Annotated in this window: 17 protein-coding genes; 12 read left to right on the forward strand and 5 right to left on the reverse strand. The window is 39.4% G+C overall.

Annotation, left to right across the window (positions count from 1 at the left end):
* Positions 1-34 precede the first annotated feature (34 nt).
* The 3 genes from PQ456_RS02045 (at position 35) to PQ456_RS02055 (ending at position 4137) form a co-directional block, all read left to right on the forward strand.
* The gene (locus tag PQ456_RS02045) at positions 35-424 is read left to right on the forward strand and encodes a response regulator transcription factor (protein ID WP_273614630.1); all 390 of its coding nucleotides are present in this window, start codon (positions 35-37) and stop codon (positions 422-424) included.
* On the forward strand, positions 424-3444 hold the full coding sequence (locus PQ456_RS02050; RefSeq protein WP_273614631.1) for an ATP-binding protein: 3021 nt from the start codon (positions 424-426) through the stop codon (positions 3442-3444). Before PQ456_RS02045 ends, PQ456_RS02050 begins: the two co-directional genes overlap by 1 nt.
* Before the next feature lie 240 nt (positions 3445-3684).
* Positions 3685-4137, forward strand: coding sequence for an Lrp/AsnC family transcriptional regulator (locus PQ456_RS02055; protein WP_273614632.1), 453 nt, complete (start codon positions 3685-3687; stop codon positions 4135-4137).
* 88 nt (positions 4138-4225) lie between these two features.
* On the opposite strand, the gene PQ456_RS02060 is transcribed toward PQ456_RS02055, so the two are convergent.
* Positions 4226-4648 (reverse strand): Imm63 family immunity protein, encoded by a 423-nt coding sequence (locus PQ456_RS02060; protein ID WP_273614633.1) that lies wholly within the window; start codon positions 4646-4648, stop codon positions 4226-4228.
* 205 nt (positions 4649-4853) lie between these two features.
* Between PQ456_RS02060 and PQ456_RS02065 the strand changes: the two genes are divergently transcribed.
* Entirely contained in the window at positions 4854-5258 is a 405-nt protein-coding gene (locus PQ456_RS02065; RefSeq protein ID WP_273614634.1) for a CBS domain-containing protein, read from the forward strand.
* A 121-nt stretch (positions 5259-5379) separates the two neighbouring features.
* On the opposite strand, the gene PQ456_RS02070 is transcribed toward PQ456_RS02065, so the two are convergent.
* Positions 5380-6726: an SMP-30/gluconolactonase/LRE family protein gene (locus tag PQ456_RS02070; RefSeq protein ID WP_273614635.1), complete on the reverse strand. Its 1347-nt coding sequence runs from the start codon at positions 6724-6726 to the stop codon at positions 5380-5382.
* A gap of 288 nt (positions 6727-7014) precedes the next feature.
* Between PQ456_RS02070 and PQ456_RS02075 the strand changes: the two genes are divergently transcribed.
* The 3 genes from PQ456_RS02075 to PQ456_RS02085 all read left to right on the forward strand — a co-directional run bounded on the left by PQ456_RS02075 (position 7015) and on the right by PQ456_RS02085 (position 9483).
* The gene (locus tag PQ456_RS02075; protein WP_273614636.1) at positions 7015-7572 is read left to right on the forward strand and encodes an RNA polymerase sigma factor; all 558 of its coding nucleotides are present in this window, start codon (positions 7015-7017) and stop codon (positions 7570-7572) included.
* Positions 7569-8207: a hypothetical protein gene (locus PQ456_RS02080; protein ID WP_273614637.1), complete on the forward strand. Its 639-nt coding sequence runs from the start codon at positions 7569-7571 to the stop codon at positions 8205-8207. The genes PQ456_RS02075 and PQ456_RS02080 overlap by 4 nt, the downstream gene beginning before the upstream one ends.
* A gap of 85 nt (positions 8208-8292) precedes the next feature.
* The gene (locus tag PQ456_RS02085) at positions 8293-9483 is read left to right on the forward strand and encodes an S-layer homology domain-containing protein (RefSeq protein WP_273614638.1); all 1191 of its coding nucleotides are present in this window, start codon (positions 8293-8295) and stop codon (positions 9481-9483) included.
* Between the two features lie 79 nt (positions 9484-9562).
* Here the strand turns inward: PQ456_RS02085 and PQ456_RS02090 are convergent, their stop codons facing one another.
* From PQ456_RS02090 to PQ456_RS02100, 3 genes are read right to left on the reverse strand one after another with little or no spacing between them, the layout of a single operon-like run.
* Positions 9563-10126 (reverse strand): chromate efflux transporter ChrA, encoded by a 564-nt coding sequence (locus PQ456_RS02090; RefSeq protein ID WP_273614639.1) that lies wholly within the window; start codon positions 10124-10126, stop codon positions 9563-9565.
* Positions 10126-10788 carry a chromate efflux transporter ChrB gene (locus PQ456_RS02095; protein ID WP_273614640.1) on the reverse strand — a complete coding sequence of 221 codons (663 nt, stop codon included), beginning with the start codon at positions 10786-10788 and terminating at the stop codon, positions 10126-10128. Before PQ456_RS02095 ends, PQ456_RS02090 begins: the two co-directional genes overlap by 1 nt.
* A gap of 3 nt (positions 10789-10791) precedes the next feature.
* Positions 10792-11277, reverse strand: coding sequence for a chromate efflux transcriptional regulator ChrS (locus PQ456_RS02100; protein WP_273614641.1), 486 nt, complete (start codon positions 11275-11277; stop codon positions 10792-10794).
* 200 nt (positions 11278-11477) lie between these two features.
* On the opposite strand from PQ456_RS02100, the gene PQ456_RS02105 reads away from it, so the two are divergent.
* From PQ456_RS02105 to PQ456_RS02125, 5 genes are all read left to right on the forward strand, one after another.
* Entirely contained in the window at positions 11478-12689 is a 1212-nt protein-coding gene (locus PQ456_RS02105; protein WP_273614642.1) for an amidase, read from the forward strand.
* Positions 12690-12938: 249 nt separating this feature from the next.
* The gene (locus tag PQ456_RS02110; protein ID WP_273614643.1) at positions 12939-13568 is read left to right on the forward strand and encodes a nitroreductase family protein; all 630 of its coding nucleotides are present in this window, start codon (positions 12939-12941) and stop codon (positions 13566-13568) included.
* Between the two features lie 182 nt (positions 13569-13750).
* The gene (locus PQ456_RS02115; protein ID WP_273614644.1) at positions 13751-14830 is read left to right on the forward strand and encodes a GGDEF domain-containing protein; all 1080 of its coding nucleotides are present in this window, start codon (positions 13751-13753) and stop codon (positions 14828-14830) included.
* Positions 14831-14930: 100 nt separating this feature from the next.
* Entirely contained in the window at positions 14931-15659 is a 729-nt protein-coding gene (locus tag PQ456_RS02120; protein ID WP_273614645.1) for an MBL fold metallo-hydrolase, read from the forward strand.
* A complete protein-coding gene (locus PQ456_RS02125; RefSeq protein ID WP_273614646.1) occupies positions 15656-16729 on the forward strand; it encodes an AbrB family transcriptional regulator in 1074 nt (357 codons plus the stop codon). Before PQ456_RS02120 ends, PQ456_RS02125 begins: the two co-directional genes overlap by 4 nt.
* Positions 16730-16748 lie beyond the last annotated feature (19 nt).

Genomic DNA, 16748 nt, shown 5'->3' on the forward strand with positions numbered 1-16748 from the left:
GATAATCTGTTACACCAAAGGGGAATACAGTGAAATGACAACATATCAAATTTTAATCGCAGAAGATGAACCAGCTTTACGATTTTTGCTACAAGAAACGTTGGAAGATGAAGGGTACAATGTGATCGAAGCAGAAGATGGTAAGCAAGCTCAAGACAAACTATCCAGTCACCCTTTTGACCTTGTTATTTTGGATTATATGATGCCTGAAGCTACAGGGATCGAAGTCTGCGAATGGTTACGTCAAAGTGGCGGAGTCAATGCGAAAAAGCCTGTTATTTTACTGACAGCCAAAGCACAGGAGAAAGATCGGATTCGTGCGGAGCAAGCAGGAGTATCTCTATATATGTCCAAGCCATTTAGCCCGCTACAATTGATGGATGCAGCCGAAGAATTACTGTCAGCCAGTGGAGGCGATGAATAATGAATCCAGCCCGCGGGGGTCTGGCACGCCGGGTCGCTTTATGGACGATTGTTCTTTTTTTGGTGTTTGGCATTATCATTTTTGCTGTTGAGTGGTTTTTTAAGCAACAGACCGCAGATATTACCAATGATATCAATACACATCTTAATCAGCAAAATCAGATTCAAGATATGGATGAAGATTATCGTACAGCAGTGTCTGATTTCCGGGCATATCTGGCTTATGATCGCAATGAATTTTTATTGGAAGCCGAGACAAGTCGCGATGAATTTGTAAAGCGTTTGGATACATTTAAAAAAGCTCAGACCGAAGATTCACGTCTGGATGAATTATCACGCAAAAGCACAGAATATTTTAGCTATTTTCCAGTGATGCAAGCACTCAAACAGCAAAATAATCAAACTGAAATCAATCGTATTTCACAGACGATCACTACTTCTCTGGTGCAATCGGTCAATAGCGAATTAGATCGGTTAATGCAGATTGAACGCCAAGAAGTGAACGATCTGATTGCCAAAAGTAAACGTATCAATTCTTTGATCCTATTTGTACCGTTGGTGTTGATTTTGTTAGGACTGGGAACTGCTGTTATATTGATTCGTTATTTACGCAAATCGATTATTCATCCGATCGCCCAGATGGAGCAAGCAGTAGAGCGGATAAGTAAAGGGGAATATATTCATTTAGAAAATACCTTTTCGCAGGACGAGATTGGTGGGCTTGTTGCTGGTATTAATCATATGAGTGATCAGTTGAAAGAACGCCATCAAGAACTGGAAGAAAGTCTGCGTCAAATGGGAGAACAACACGACGAATTGGAAGCTCAGAATGAAGAAATTATGATGCAACAACAAGAGCAGGAAACGATCTTGGAACGGTTGACCGAGCGTGAGACACAGTTACAATGGATCAATTCGTATCAAGAAAAACTAACGGGTTTTGCGCAGATGAATGACTTTTTAGAAAGCAGTCTGCGTGCGTTGATGCAAGCAACACGTCATGATGCTCTGATGCTGGTTATTCAAGATGAGATCGGCAACCCTGCTTCTTCACGTATGATGTATTCGATTGGATGGCCACATACGATACATGGAGAAGCTATTGATCATTTATTTGGGCCCGCATTACAAGTATTAGAAGAAAAGTCTCCTATTGTGCGTAGCCGTACTCTCAGCACCGAAGAAAAAGGAGTTCATCAAGGATATGAACGTGCAGACGATCATTATTATCCTATTTTTAATGAAGAAATGAATGTACTGGGGTTTGTCCTATTTACAACGTACGGTAGTCTGATGGTGCATATCAAAGATAAATTGATGACAGAAGGACTAATCGGACAATTTGGACTGGCATATCAAGCGCAACTTGCAAGTGAAGAGCGGCGCAAGCAAAGTGTTCGTTTGGAAGAACTTAATACAGAGTTGGAATTGGAAAAGCGGATGCTCAAGCAGCAACGGGATACGATTCAGCAAATTATCGATTCTCTGCATGAAGGCTTGGTACTTTGCGATCCACAAGGAACGATTTCATTTTGCAATCAACAGGTAAGTCGTGTCAATCCAGAACTGATCACAGGCGCTAATATTACCTCACTCACAGAATATCTGGATCATCATACAGTAGAACACACGATGTTGAGCGAGCAGATTCAGCAGTTGCTGACCGAAGAAAGCAAAGAGTGGAAAACGCAGTTCTCTCTCCAAGGACGTGACGGATCTATTTATTATATGGAAATGTATATGAATATGATCAAAGGTATGAATTTAGAAAATTATCATCTATTTGTATTCCGCGACCGCACCGAAGAAGAACAAGCGGATCAATTGAAAAATGAATTTGTAAGTATTGTCTCGCATGAATTACGGACTCCGCTGGCGAGTATTTTGGGATTTGTGGAGATATTGCTTCATCGTGAAGTCAAACCGGAAAAAGCGAAAAAATATATGGAAACGATACATGGAGAAGCTAATCGCTTATCCAATCTAATCAGTGATTTTCTGGATCTCCAACGGATGGAATCAGGCAAGCAAAATTACACGCTGGTTCCATTTGATCTGAATCCGATTGTGCAAAGTGTAGCCAAACAATGGGATAACAAACAAGGATATACGATTGGAATTGATGTACCTGAAGGAGTATGTCTGGTACGCGCAGATAGTGATCGGATTACACAGGTTATGCATAATTTGATTAGTAATGCGATTAAGTATTCACCGGGGCAAGAACGTGTCGATGTTCGCTTAGTGGATGGAGATACGCACTGGATTGCAGCCGTACAAGATTATGGTCTGGGTATACCCGAAGAATCCAAGCCTCATATGTTTGGTAAATTTTATCGTGTAGACAATTCAGATCGTCGTCAGATCGGTGGCACAGGCTTAGGGCTTGCGATTGTCAAAGAAATCGTAGAAGACTTAGGCGGAGAAGTGTATTTCGATTCTATATTAGGTCAAGGCAGTACATTTTATATTAAATTGCCCAAATTCCATCTGCGTGCACTGGATGACAAAATTGTGGTACTGGAAGACGATGAAAATCTAGCTCGTCTGATTGGGGCTACGTTTGAAGAACAAAATTACGAAATTTTGCGTATGGATACCGCAGAAGAAGCATTGCTTGCTCTAGAGTATAGTCAGCAACCGCCTTTATTGTGTCTGGTCGATGTACAGCTACATGGTTCGCAAAATGGATGGGACTTTATTCAAGCGCTCAAAAATGACAAAGCGTATCGTCATGTGCCTGTGATTATCTCGTCAGCACTAGATCAGCCGGACAATTATGCCGAGACATCGAATGAGCGCTATTTACAAAAGCCATTTAGTGTAGAACGGTTGTTAGAGTTAGGAATGAACTTAATCCATAGTGATACGAAAAGTACAGGATTGGTTGTAGCGATGCAAAATGAAGATACTGTCAAAACAACTTTGCAAAAAAATGGACTTGGAGAAGCTGAATTACAGCTTAATGAAGATTTTATTCAAGTGGATTGGATTAAAGAAGATACCCCGCCTCATGAGTAATTTGTAAATGATACAAACACCTTCTGCTTGTAACGTCGACTGAACAGGATGAAGTAGATCTACAGCGACTGAAGTATGAAGGTGTTTTTGTTATGAGCTATTTATAGTTATGATTTACTCTATTCATTTTATATGATATTATCGCAATACTACATATAACAACCGATTTATTTCGCTTAAATGCATCATGATTTAAATTTATTTAGCGATATAACCTTGAAATTAAAGGAGTGAACATTCATGGATCAGGTGGATCAACATATTCTACTCTGTCTACAAACCCAAGCACGTATTTCAATGACCGAACTAGGGAAAGAAGTAGGGCTGTCTCAACCAGCAGTAACGGAACGAGTACGTCGGATGGAAGAGAGTGGAGTGATTCAGCAATATAGAGCCATAGTTGCACCGGATAAGATTGGCAAATTGACAACAGCGTATTATTTATTCCGCGCGAATGATGGAATATCGTTTGTTCAGTTTTGTCAGGAGACGGCTCAGATCGTAGAATGTCATCGAGTTAGTGGAGATTACAATTATTTGATCAAAGTGGTGACCTCATCTATTATGGATTTGGAACCGTTCGAAAATTGCATTACCAGCCACGGTTCATACACCACGTTAATCACACTTTCTTCTCCTATCGATCACAAATCTCTTGTACCTACTATGAGCAAAGATCAGCAAACGATCTAACGTTGTTTGGTGTTAGCCAAAAAAGGATCTTGTAGAGACAAGATCCTTTTGCGTGCTATACACTCTTCTAGTAGTGATTATGATGTATCTACGGCGTCTCTAATGTACTGCGACGATGTTGATGATGCCATTGTTCATAGATTCCACCTATTTCAGAAAAGGCTTGATTGGCTTGTTCTGCAATAGATATTTCATCTGTAGTTGTATGAAAAGAATCCTGTTGACGCTGTAATCGATCGGTATGTAGAATCAGTTGAATCGTATCTTCCAAAATCCAGTACACCACATCATCTACATCGGTCGTAAGTTTGTTGAGCATTTGCACATTGCGTTCGTACATTTGTAATACATATCCTTCGTCTGTAATCTGAACATACGGAGAAAGTTCAAATCGCTCTTGATCGAAAAAAGGAGCACGTACCCATTTCATATGGTGCTGTTGATTATAGATCGTTGTTTTCTGAAGTAGTGTTGTGATCTTTTCTATAATTTGATGGGCATGATAGATCATGATAACAAGAACCTCATTTCTAGAGCTTGAGTATAGCTCGGGTGTCATTTTGTCTTATCTACTATAGTATAAATAAATAGAATGATTGCTTCAATCTCATCAAATAGTTACAAAATCTCAACCTGCAATCGCTTTCACATCTAGTCATATGTATGTTTTAATAGATATACATCACAATTTATAGCCAAAGGAGTGTCTACAGCAGATGCAAATCTCTTCTTTTTTACTGCCGAAAGAACAAGTCGCTTATATTCCTTCGACAATCTCGATGTTTGAAGCATTAGAAATATTAGAAAGTCATTTTTATACAGCATTGCCGATTATCGATGAATCTGGACGATATGTAGGTACTCTTTCTGAAGGGGACTTATTATGGAAACTCAAAAATACATGCAATCTTGATTTTGAAAAAATGCGTGAGATTCCTGTCTATGATATTCAAAAGCATGTTCGCAATGAAAGTGTTATTATTACAGCCGCAATGGAAGATATGTTATCGCTTGCCGCAGATCAGAATTTTGTACCTGTGACAGATACCAAAGGAATATTCCTCGGCATTATTCGCCGTAAAGATATTATTGAATACTATAATGACAATATTACAGACTAAATAGTCTGTAGATACTTATCGTATAACCGTATATCATGTACGAGTGCAACATCATACAAGCCTAACTGCTCCTATCGAATAAGCAGTTAGGCTTGTATTTGTTATGTGATCCAGAACCAGATTATTGACTGAAATCAATCGTTGCAATCGAAGCGCCGATACCGAGATCATTCGGATTATTGGCTCCACGTGGTTGATCAAAATTACTGATATATAATGTATTTCCTACAAAATGAAGACTGGCAGGGAATTCTAAAGGCCCATTGTTATTATTGCTAGCGATATCGCTGACCTGTCCATTCAGGCTTACGCGTACGATAGCATTACGTTCATTAGCCGCTACATAGATCGCTCCATCAGGGCCAAAGTTCAAGCCGTCTGCTCCATATAATAGCGGGCTTTGAGCAACAAGTTGGCGCTCACCTAAAGAACCATCATTGTTGATTGCAAAGCGATTTACTTCTCCAGAACTGGTATTACTAACATATAATTGCCCATCAGTGCCAAAAGCAATACCATTCACTACGATTTTTTGCTCTTCTCGTGTAGGCAAGATACCACTTGCATACGTACTTACTTGTCCATTAGAAGATACTTTGTAGATCGCTCCGTTCGCTCCGCCACTAACATATAGATTACCACTACGATCAAAAGCTAATCCGTTTGCTCCGGGCACACCACTCGCATACGTTTCCACTTTGGATGAATCAAAAGCAGCACTGGATAAATCTTCTTCATTGATTCTATAAATAAGACCTTCTTCGCCTCCGCTTGCAATATACAGATTACCTTCAGCATCTAACGCCATACCTGTACCTGAACGTGGCAGTTCAGTCAATGTATCGATCTGCCCGGTATCTGCGGCGATGCGATATAACTTTTTACTACCCATTTCAACAGTGAACACTTGGTTATCTTCATTAGCAATCACGCCTTCAATCCGTAGCCCTGTCGCTGTACTTGGATCAAGGTCTGTCAGAATCGATACGGATCGGTAAGTGTCTGAAGTGACACTAGGATTAGGATTGCTGGTCTCTGTAGACGCTGATTGTATATTTACAGAGCGAGTAGCAGGAGTATAGACCACTTTGTAATCAAAAGCTTCGAAAACCGCACGTACAGGAACCAGTACATTATCCCCTACAAGCTGTAGTGTATGGTGCGCTGGTGAGGTGGTCGTAGCAGATGCAGATTCTTCATGTAACGTGAATGTAGTACTTCCTTTGGTCAATGTTAATACATTTTTTTTAGCATTCCATGTGGCTTGAGCGCCCAACTGAGTAGCCACTACCGCATAAGGGCTGTATAGACTTTTTCCAATCAAATGGCTATCCCAATTGGTGCTTGTGCCTTCAATAATCGTTTGGATATCTGAATCCATTGCTTCTGCTGCCCATCCTGTCGATGGCGATAACAACAGACACCCCGTCATAGCAACAATTACGCCAAGCGACTTGCTTTTTCTCAAAAATAATCCCTCCTGTACTTTTAATTTGGCATCGTAAGCCTAACGGTAGCATTCGCTACAAGACAGAATTATCCTTCTTTTTATAGTAAAAAGAAAATAGTTACATATAAATAGCAACACTACAATCAGATACCAATTATCAAAATGAATTTTATTTTGATTGGAATTATATTACATTTGTAAGGAGTAAGAAATTAATAATATTTTTTTATATTCAAAAATAACCTGACCCTTTATTTATCGTCTGTATAAGTGAAGGGCGTATTTATAACAAAGGAGAGCATACAGGTGGAGGATAACGAAATTGTAGAACTGTTTATGACACGTAACGAATCAGCTATAGCAATATCTTCCCGTCAGTACGGAAGATATTGCTATACGATCTCTTATAACATTTTAAGTGATTCTGAAGATGCGGAAGAATGTGTCAATGATACATGGCTTCGTACATGGAATGCGATCCCTCCGCAACGACCGAATAAACTGTCTTTTTTTGTAGGCAGAATCACCAGAAATCTTTCACTGGATAAATTCAAAGCCAAAAAAGCTCAAAAGCGTGGTGGCGAAATGACTATTATTTTAGGTGAACTGGATGATTGTATTCCTTCCGAACATGATGTGGAACAAGCTATTTTGGAAAAAGATTTGAGTCAAACGATCAATCGATTTCTGCATACGTTACCTGAACGGGAGTGCAATTTATTTTTAGCCAGGTATTGGTATAGTCAGTCACAAGCAGAGATCGCAGAGCAATTTGCTATGAAAGAAAACAATGTCAAAGCCAGTCTGTTTCGAACGCGTACCAAACTCAAAGCTTATCTTATGGAGGAAGGAATCTATCTATGAATAGTGAACAACTGTATCGTGCTATCGGTCAGATTGACGATGAGTTATTGACTCGATATGAAGCACGCCGTCAACCGAAGTCTACCTATTGGCTGAAATGGTCTAGCGCTGTTGCTTTTGCCGCGGCGGCTGTTATTATCGCCTTTATGGCTACCAGTGTATGGAATGAACAAAGTCAGATCTACACTGCATCTGGAACTGTTATTCAAAATATAGAAGGGGTTCCAAGCGATGTCTTGTCAGGCAGTACGGTTGCACCAGCCAATGGAAGCAAAGTCTATGATGCAGGAGTACAACAAGCATTAACCAAGTACGCCGGGCAAGATGTGAAGTATTTTGTAGCGATCGATTTATTTGCCAATATGAACCCTGTAGAGTACAACAGTCCACAAGCTCAAGCTGAGTTAGAACGTCTGACAGCGCTGAATTATAACGTTGGTTATGCGACAGCATGGACATATCAAGGCAATCAACAAAAAGTAAATTATTCGTATATCGCTGGCTACTTTACAGCCGATCAATTGAAAAACTTTGCTATCAATACTCAATATGGATATGTATTCCACTTTGCCACCAATGGAGATGGATCGCCTGTATCTGCTGATCAAGGTATCCATATAAATTTTAAAAAATAATTGAAATCAAAAATAACCTGATCTGCTAAACGTCGTCTTTTATAGTGTAAGCCATTATGATTCAAACATTCGAGGAGGAATTACCATGAATAACAAAACAAACAAAATGAACAAAAAAATCGTAACTTCAATCTTATCTGCATCTATTTTATCAATATCGCTAGGAAGTGTATCTTTTGCTGCTACAACATCATCGTTTCAAGATTTGAAAGGGGTAAACGGGCAAGACAAAATTGTGAAATTACACGACCAACAAATTCTGAATGGATTAAGTGATACAGCATTTGCTCCGCAATCCTCTTTAACACAGGCACAAGCGATTCAGTTTATCGTAAAAGGATTCAAGCTAGATGCCAAAACAGGCGTAATTGCTTTGAAAGATAATCAAAAGTTATCTACAGTATTCCCATCTGTTAAAGACAATGCATGGTATACCGATGCTTTTCGCGACGCTTATAAAAACGGTGTGGATATTCCTAAATCTGTTAATCCTACAACAAAGATTACACGCGAACAATATATCGATTATGTGATGACAGCCCTACAAACAGTAGGAAAAATGCCAGCTATTGATGTGATTACACCGGATATCAAAGATATCGACAAATTAGACCCTGCTATGTTGGATTCCTCTCAATTAGCGATTGCACTTGGTATCGTGAAGCTGGATAGAAGCAAAAACTTGTACCCGCAAAAAGAAATTACACGTGCAGAAGCAGCCGTTATTCTTTATGATGCATTAGACTATCTGAACAAAAGTGCACAGGATAAAATGAAAGGTCAACAAACTACGATTGATGTATTGCCACATGAAGAAAAAGGGTCTAATCCTGTGACTCAGCCGAATAATGGAAGTATGGTATCTGAAAGTTATGCCACACCAACTAACGGAGAAAAACTATACGTTAGAACAGTAAAAATGGCTTTGGATCAACATGCAGGACAAGATGTGAAGTATTTTGTAGAGATCGATCTATTCTCAAATGGAACTCCTTTAGATACCAATAGCAAAGAAGTACAAGCAGAAGTAAAACGTCTACAAGCATTGAATTATGATATTGATTTTGCTAAAGCATGGACATATGAAGGGAATTTGCAAAAAGTAGATTACACGTATGTAGGTGCCTATCTAACAGCGGATCAATTGCAACAATTCAAAGCGAATACAAATTACGGCTATGCTTTTCAATTTGCAAGTAATGGCGACGGTTCACCGGTACAAGGCAAAGTAGGTAGTATCAGCGGAGTAAGTGATAACAGTAATATTGCAGATTAATAATATAAATAGGTATACAAAAACGACTGTAGATAAGATACAGTCGTTTTTTGCACATTGAATATGGTTGGAGGAGCTATTAAATAAAGTTCGGAAGTACCAATGCTCCATAGACAAATGCCGCCAGAATCACAAAAGCAGGGTGGATTTTACGGATTTGCATCGCCCAGAAGGCGACGACAGCAATACCAAGACTTTGCCAGATTCCGATAGAAACAAAAGAACCGGCGGTTAACTGCCATGTCAGTACAGCCATCATTACAGCGATAACAGGCTGAACAAGTAATGTTAATCCTTTGACTACAGGAGAAGTACGGTATTTTTGCAATAGATTAAGCAGTAAAATCAATGCAACCGCAGAAGGCACGATCGTTGCGAATAACGCAATAAATATACCGCCTATCCCAGATACATCATAACCAACAAATGCCGCAATCTTGGTTGCAATCGGCCCAGGAAGTGTATTCCCAAGTGCCAGCACATTCGAAAATGTCTTATCGTCTAACCAGTGATAATGGGTGACAATCTCGTTGTACATCAACGGAATAGAAGCAGGGCCACCACCATAACCGAGTACATTGGCTAGAAAGAACCCCCAGAATAACCGCAACCATTCGACCCATTCAATCGTGAACGTATGCATTAAGACTCACCGCCTTCGGTTTTCTTCACAGGCGGGTTAGGTGGATTGCGTCGATCTTTTAACCATTGTACAAATTTGAAATGAACCGCTCCATATGCTAAAAATAATGCAATCACTATAGCGGCATGAACGCTCAATAGTTGCAGTAAAATAAAAGCAACGATAAACAGTCCAATCCCTACTTTGATTCCTAGCCCTTTTACAGCTTTTTCACCAAATTCATACGCCATAACACCGAGCATAACAGCAATTACAGGCACTACAGCAGCAATCATTCCTTGAATGATTTTGGAATGGCTCAAGTAAGACACCGCAGATAACAAGACGATCATCGCCAGGCAAGAAGGGAGAATATGAGCGATGACTGCTAGAATAGCGCCTATAACTCCTTTGCCACGATAACCCAGGTATGCCGCCATCTTGGTCGCAATCGGCCCGGGTAATGCATTCCCAAGCGCTAGAATTTCGCCGAATTCATCATCACTTAACCAGCGATAACGGGTAACTGCTTCATAGCGGAACAGTGGCATAACCGAAGGCCCTCCGCCATAACCGAGAATACCGGTACGCACCATGGCCCATGATAATTCACGATAAGTGGCTTTATGATAAGAAGGAGCAGTTGAGCTATGTTCTGAAGGTGTTGTCGGTTCAGTACTCATGTATTACAACCTCATTCCCATCCGGCTTTTGTAACGGGTGATCAACACTTGACAGTCCACGCTCATAATACCAGGCATATTGTATAATTTGTCTTTAAGAAACGATTCCATTTCTTGATTGTCCATAAATAATCCATGCATATGCAATTTGCTCGGACCTGTCATATGATAAAGACTGGTTACAAAAGGTTCTTCTGCTAATTGATCAGCCGTTTCTTGTAGGTGCTTGGGCTCTACTTCTACATTAAAAAAGGCAGAAACCGTAATCCCAATTTTGGCAGGATTAATCACAGCAGTGAATCGTTCGATCACTTCATTTTCGATCAACGCATTAATTCGTGCTTGCACAGCTACACGAGATAACCCAATATCTTTAGCAAGATCGGTATAAGAGATGCGACCATTTTTATTCAAAATCGTAATGATTTTGCGATCGATCTCATCAATATCAACCGGTTGATTATCGGATGTAGAACGGTGGTGGTTCATAAATAAGTGTGCCTCCTTGTATGTAATATCTATCGTTTATTTTATTTCATTTTGATCAAAAAATAACTCTTTCATTTACGATATGTTTAAATATATAATGATTAAAAATCGTTTTCAACATAAAAATCAAAATTCACTTACACAAAGCTTACGCAGTGATGTAGTGATATACAGAAGTGTTATCGGTAGGAGGAATAGATATGGGATCAACATGGAATGCCTTTATGAATGAACAATTGACGATGACTTCATCTTCGCCTCTAGCGGTACAAGGGCCATTATCGGGATGGACGTTCGGAGTCAAAGATGTATTTGCACTTGCAGGTCATACTTCTAGCGCAGGTAATCCAGATTGGTTACGTACTCATTCACCTGCAACGCAGACTGCATCGGCGATCCAGCGATTGCTCGAAGCAGGAGCTATGCTTCAAGGAACGACTCATACCGATGAGTTGATGTATAGTTTGAATGGACAAAATATACATTATGGCACTCCTACGAATCCACAAGCGACAGATCGGATTCCAGGAGGGTCATCGAGCGGTTCTGCTGTAGCAGTAGCAGCTGGACTGCGAGATTTCGCTATCGGCACAGATACAGGGGGTTCGGTGCGTATTCCTTCGTCGTATTGTGGCATTTATGGAATGCGTCCTACTCATGGTCTGGTTCCTATTGATGGAGTGATTCCACTTGCACCGGGGTTTGATACAGTGGGATGGATGGCTAATTCTGCCGATGTGTTATTAGAAGTCGGCAAAGTATTGATCCATGATTCAGAAGAAGAGGCAGAGCAGTCTGCATTTGATCATATTTATTTTCCAGAAGAAGCATGGGCTCTGGCAGAACCGGAGACACGTGAGGCTTTGCAAAAATCGTTGGAGCAGATCACCTATCATATGACAAGCACTAACGGTCGCACGTCATGGACAGAAATTGCTCCTGAAGGATTATCTGCATGGATGACCGCTTTCCGCACGATTCAAGCGCTAGAGATCTGGCAAGAACATGAAGAATGGATTCAAACAGCACAGCCTGTATTTGGCAAAGATATAGCAGATCGGTTTGATTGGGCTTCGACTTTGCGTGCAGAAGAGAATCAACATTCTTTTGCTCTCAAACAGCAAGTTAGTGAGCGTCTGCATCAATTGTTAGACACTCATCAATTACTTGTTTTGCCAACAGCGACAAGTTCAGCCCCTTCATTGGATATTCAAGGAGAAGCGAATGAACGTCGTCGTTCTCAAACGATGCAATTATCGTGTATTGCTGGTCTATCCGGTCTGCCACAGATCACTATTCCTGTAGCTACTTTACAAGGAGCACCTATAGGCTTATCTATTATTGCAGGCAAAGGTCAAGATATCCGTTTACTGCAATGGGTCAAAAACTGGGCAGACACGTTACAAAAATAACTAAATATAGTATAAGCTCTACATCAAAAATCCTTAGATCCTACAAAAGATTTTGGATGAGAGCTTATTTGATTTTACTAAAGTAAAGAGCCTATTTCATACTATTTAACATATGTTGACAAGCTGTTAGTATATCTATTACAATAACAATGAATTATATAGATAGTTACTAAATATTACTTAATTCAAAAATGAAATTATGTTAGTTGATATGTTTTATAAACCCCCATCCAAAAGGAGAATACACCCATGTCTAATGCAATTAAGCCAGAAACTATTCAGGTTATTGAGCAACGCCATTCTGTAAAATCGTACGAAAAAGGATACCAAATTCCACAAGAAGATATAGATACGATTATGCAAGCTGCTAATGATGCTCCTTCTGCTTGGAACCTACAACACTGGAAATTCCTTGTGATTGATGATCAAGCGAAAAAACAAGAATTGTTGCCAATCGCTTACAACCAATCTCAAGTAGCAGATAGTTCTTTTGTAGTTGCTATTCTAGGTGATCTAGAAGCGAACAAAAATGCAGGAACAATCTATGATGGAGCTGTTGAAGCAGGAGCAATGACTCAAGAAATTCGTGATTCATTAGTAGGTCAAATTAATGGAGCTTATCAAAGTGCAGAAGTAGCACGCGATAGCGCGAATATCAATTCTTCTTTTGCAGCGATGAACTTAATGCTTGCAGCAAAAGCACTTGGTTATGATACTTGTGCTATGGGTGGATTCGATAAAAATAAATTTGTAGAACATTTCAATGTACCGGCTCGTTATATTCCTACCATCTTAATCAGTGTAGGTAAAGCAGCTAAACCTGCTTATGCTTCTGGACGTTTTGATTTAAGTGAAGCTATTATCAAAAACTCATTCTAAATTAAAAAAATTCCTATTTATATGCTCTGCCTGGCGATTTATTGCCAGGCTTTTTCTATATTTATCAATTAAATATCCAAATAGCGTTAAATTTGGCTCACTACTGTGAACTTTTTAGCGCTATATGTCGAAATATAAGATAGAGCATAAAAGAAATGTAATAGGATGTGAAAGTAAATCTTATGGCGATTGACTTAATTAACAATTTAACATTAACATCAACCTTTTTATTTTTAGGCAATTTGCTTTTAAATAAAATTCGTAATAAATTTGAAAATCGTAAACGACTGTTTATCAGTCTAGCAGGTATAACGTATGGATTATTTGGTTTGGTTCTTATTTTATGGGGATTTCATTTACCTGAAAGTCATATACTGATTGACTTGAGAGCACTTGCAGTTATCGGAGCTGTCTATACGGTAGGTAGTGTAGCCGGTCTGATTGCAACTCTGATTATTATCTCAGGTCGCGTTTTGTTTTTTGAATATGGTAATATAGACGTATTAGTTGTAGGAGCAAGTATTGTTATGATTGCCTGGATTTTATCTTCCTTTTTGCTTAAAGGAGATTATCGGGTATCTTTGAGCCGCTGGTTGATCATTATTTGTTGCTCGATGATTTTGCCTTCTATTTTGTTTTATTTTACATTACAGACCCGTATATTCTGGCAATTTATTACGATTTTAATTGTATTTTTGGTAGGCGGATTATTTACGTATATTATCCTTGTGTATCTTACACGTTCCAATCATTTATTTGTATTACTCAAAGAGTTGGCTAATCGAGATCATCTAACAGGATTGCATAACCCTCGTGCTTTTGAAGCTTTATTTGAAGAAACGCTGAATTATGCCAAATCCCATCAAAAAAATATGTCGTTATTGATGCTAGATATCGATCATTTCAAAGCAATTAACGATACGTACGGGCATAGTAGTGGAGATGCAGTATTGTCTCAAATCGGAGAATTGCTTCAAGATTTTGTACGCTCCGGGGATGTCTGCGCTCGTAAAGGTGGCGAAGAGTTTATTATTATTTTGAACTCATGTACTCGTGATCATGCTATTCATATCGCTGAAAAATTACGTGTCTTGATCGAACAAAATGAATTTGTATTGCCGAATAATCGTTTATTAGCAATTACTGTCTCTATTGGTGTAGCTACTTTTCCAGATACAAAGTCTAATCTGATGCTCGATAAAGTGGATGAAGCTTTATATGAAGCGAAGCATCAAGGGCGTAACCGAATATATGCTGTTTGAGAACGGACTATAATGGTTGGATATAAGAAGCAGTGACTTTTATGATTTATACACAATAAGGAGGTGAACCAGAGTTCTTATTGAAGGCTCTGGGTTATTTATGAAAATTGCAGATCATATCGAAATGTTAGAAATTAAAGTACCGATGGGTGAACATGAAATGGTGATTCATCCTGTCGTTATCTATGCAGACAATCAAGCTGTATTGTTTGATACTGGAGTGCCTGGTTGTTACGACAAGATTATTGAGCAGATCGATCCAGCTTATCCTGTTCAATCGGTGATTTTGACTCATGATGATCTCGATCATATTGGAAGTTTTCCACAATTTTTAGAAGCTGCTTCAGGTACGTTAGATGTGTATACTCATGCGCAAAATGTAGGTGCTATTAACGGTACAGAACCTTTTTCCAAAGCGAATCCTGAACGAATTAATTCTATGTTAGAACAATTTCCAGAATCGATCCAAAAATCGTTTCGTAGCGCATTTTCAACCGATACACCTGAAAATGTGAACCATGTATTACAAGGAAATGAAGTTCTGCCTTTCGGTGAAGGACTACAAGTAATACATACACCGGGACATACGCCAGGGCATACTAGCTTTTATGATATCGCTAGTAAAACACTTATCGCTGCAGATGCTCTGATTGTAGAAAATGGTGAATTACACGGTCCAAATCCATCATTTACATTAGATATGGAACAAGCGACAAATTCTTTGCGAGCTTTTCAGAAGCTTCCGATCGAAGCGATCGTTTGTTATCATGGTGGATTGTTTAAAGGAGATATTCAACAACGACTTAACGAGTTAGTGAATCCTTCGTGATTAAGCCCAAGCCGTGGATCAGATGGTTGTATACACTGGCACTTGCTTTGATCGGTGGATTGTTATTTAAAGTGGCTCATTTACCTATTCCATGGTTACTAGGACCGATGATTATTATTTTCATCGGTTCTAAATTATGGCCTTCGATGCCACCGCTATGGCCGGGAGCAGCGCGTAATGCAGGTATGATTATTGTCGGTTATTCGATTGGATTATCATTGACTGCGGCTACCTTGCAACAGATTGGCGGACAATTGCCTTCTATGATCGGCTTGACTACATTGCTGATTTTATTTGCTTTGCTCACAGCGTATATCATTTTCAAAATTTCAGGTGTTTCTTTTCCTACCGTCTTGTTAGGTAGTATTCCAGGTGGCTTAACCCAGATGGTGGTTCTAGCCGAAGAAGTGAAAGGAATCGATATCACAGTCGTTACTTTTCTTCAGGTTTCTCGCTTAATGATGATTATTATTTTTGTACCATTATTGATATTTAGTCCTATTTTCGGTGTGGATATGGATATGGTGACACAGGCGTTAGAACATTCAACAGCCAGTTGGAGTGGGCTGTTTCCCAATATCTTTTTATTTGCTATAGCATGTACAGGTATGGCGCTACTCGGGAAAAAGATTCATTTTCCAACCGCTTTTATTTTGTTACCGATGATTACTACTGCGATGATTCAATTTGCTGGTATCTCTGCACCAGCGTTACCGTCTGCGATGTTAGATATCGCTCAATTGTTGATCGGTAGTTCTATCGGTCTTATGCTCAAGCCTGAACTGTTAACTAACAAAATACAGATGATTGGTCTAGCAATCGGCAGTGGGATTGTGCTGTTGCTATTTGCATGCATACTTGCTTTTATATTGATGAAATGGCACCACGTATCTCCAGCTACAGCAATGTTGAGTATGGCGCCAGGCGGTATGGATCAGATGAGTATTATTGCACATGAAGTAGGTGCAGATATCGCGACCGTAAGCTGTTATCAGTTATTTCGAACATTGTTTATTTTTCTTGCTGTACCACCGTTATTGAAGCTGATTTTCCGGCGAATTGCTAGATAAATGATTCAATCCCTTCTCG

Origin of the sequence: Paenibacillus kyungheensis, assembly GCF_028606985.1 — a bacterium.
Lineage (GTDB): Bacteria > Bacillota > Bacilli > Paenibacillales > Paenibacillaceae > Saccharibacillus > Saccharibacillus kyungheensis.

What these genes read in the sequence shown, in the direction of transcription:
- PQ456_RS02045 (WP_273614630.1), top strand. Translation starts at nt 35, where the DNA reads ATGACAACATATCAAATTTTAATCGCAGAAGATGAACCAGCTTTACGA.
- PQ456_RS02050 (WP_273614631.1), top strand. Translation starts at nt 424, where the DNA reads ATGAATCCAGCCCGCGGGGGTCTGGCACGCCGGGTCGCTTTATGGACG.
- PQ456_RS02055 (WP_273614632.1), top strand. Translation starts at nt 3,685, where the DNA reads ATGGATCAGGTGGATCAACATATTCTACTCTGTCTACAAACCCAAGCA.
- PQ456_RS02060 (WP_273614633.1), bottom strand. Translation starts at nt 4,648, where the DNA reads ATGATCTATCATGCCCATCAAATTATAGAAAAGATCACAACACTACTT.
- PQ456_RS02065 (WP_273614634.1), top strand. Translation starts at nt 4,854, where the DNA reads ATGCAAATCTCTTCTTTTTTACTGCCGAAAGAACAAGTCGCTTATATT.
- PQ456_RS02080 (WP_273614637.1), top strand. Translation starts at nt 7,569, where the DNA reads ATGAATAGTGAACAACTGTATCGTGCTATCGGTCAGATTGACGATGAG.
- PQ456_RS02085 (WP_273614638.1), top strand. Translation starts at nt 8,293, where the DNA reads ATGAATAACAAAACAAACAAAATGAACAAAAAAATCGTAACTTCAATC.
- PQ456_RS02090 (WP_273614639.1), bottom strand. Translation starts at nt 10,126, where the DNA reads ATGCATACGTTCACGATTGAATGGGTCGAATGGTTGCGGTTATTCTGG.
- PQ456_RS02095 (WP_273614640.1), bottom strand. Translation starts at nt 10,788, where the DNA reads ATGAGTACTGAACCGACAACACCTTCAGAACATAGCTCAACTGCTCCT.
- PQ456_RS02100 (WP_273614641.1), bottom strand. Translation starts at nt 11,277, where the DNA reads ATGAACCACCACCGTTCTACATCCGATAATCAACCGGTTGATATTGAT.
- PQ456_RS02105 (WP_273614642.1), top strand. Translation starts at nt 11,478, where the DNA reads ATGGGATCAACATGGAATGCCTTTATGAATGAACAATTGACGATGACT.
- PQ456_RS02110 (WP_273614643.1), top strand. Translation starts at nt 12,939, where the DNA reads ATGTCTAATGCAATTAAGCCAGAAACTATTCAGGTTATTGAGCAACGC.
- PQ456_RS02115 (WP_273614644.1), top strand. Translation starts at nt 13,751, where the DNA reads ATGGCGATTGACTTAATTAACAATTTAACATTAACATCAACCTTTTTA.
- PQ456_RS02120 (WP_273614645.1), top strand. Translation starts at nt 14,931, where the DNA reads ATGAAAATTGCAGATCATATCGAAATGTTAGAAATTAAAGTACCGATG.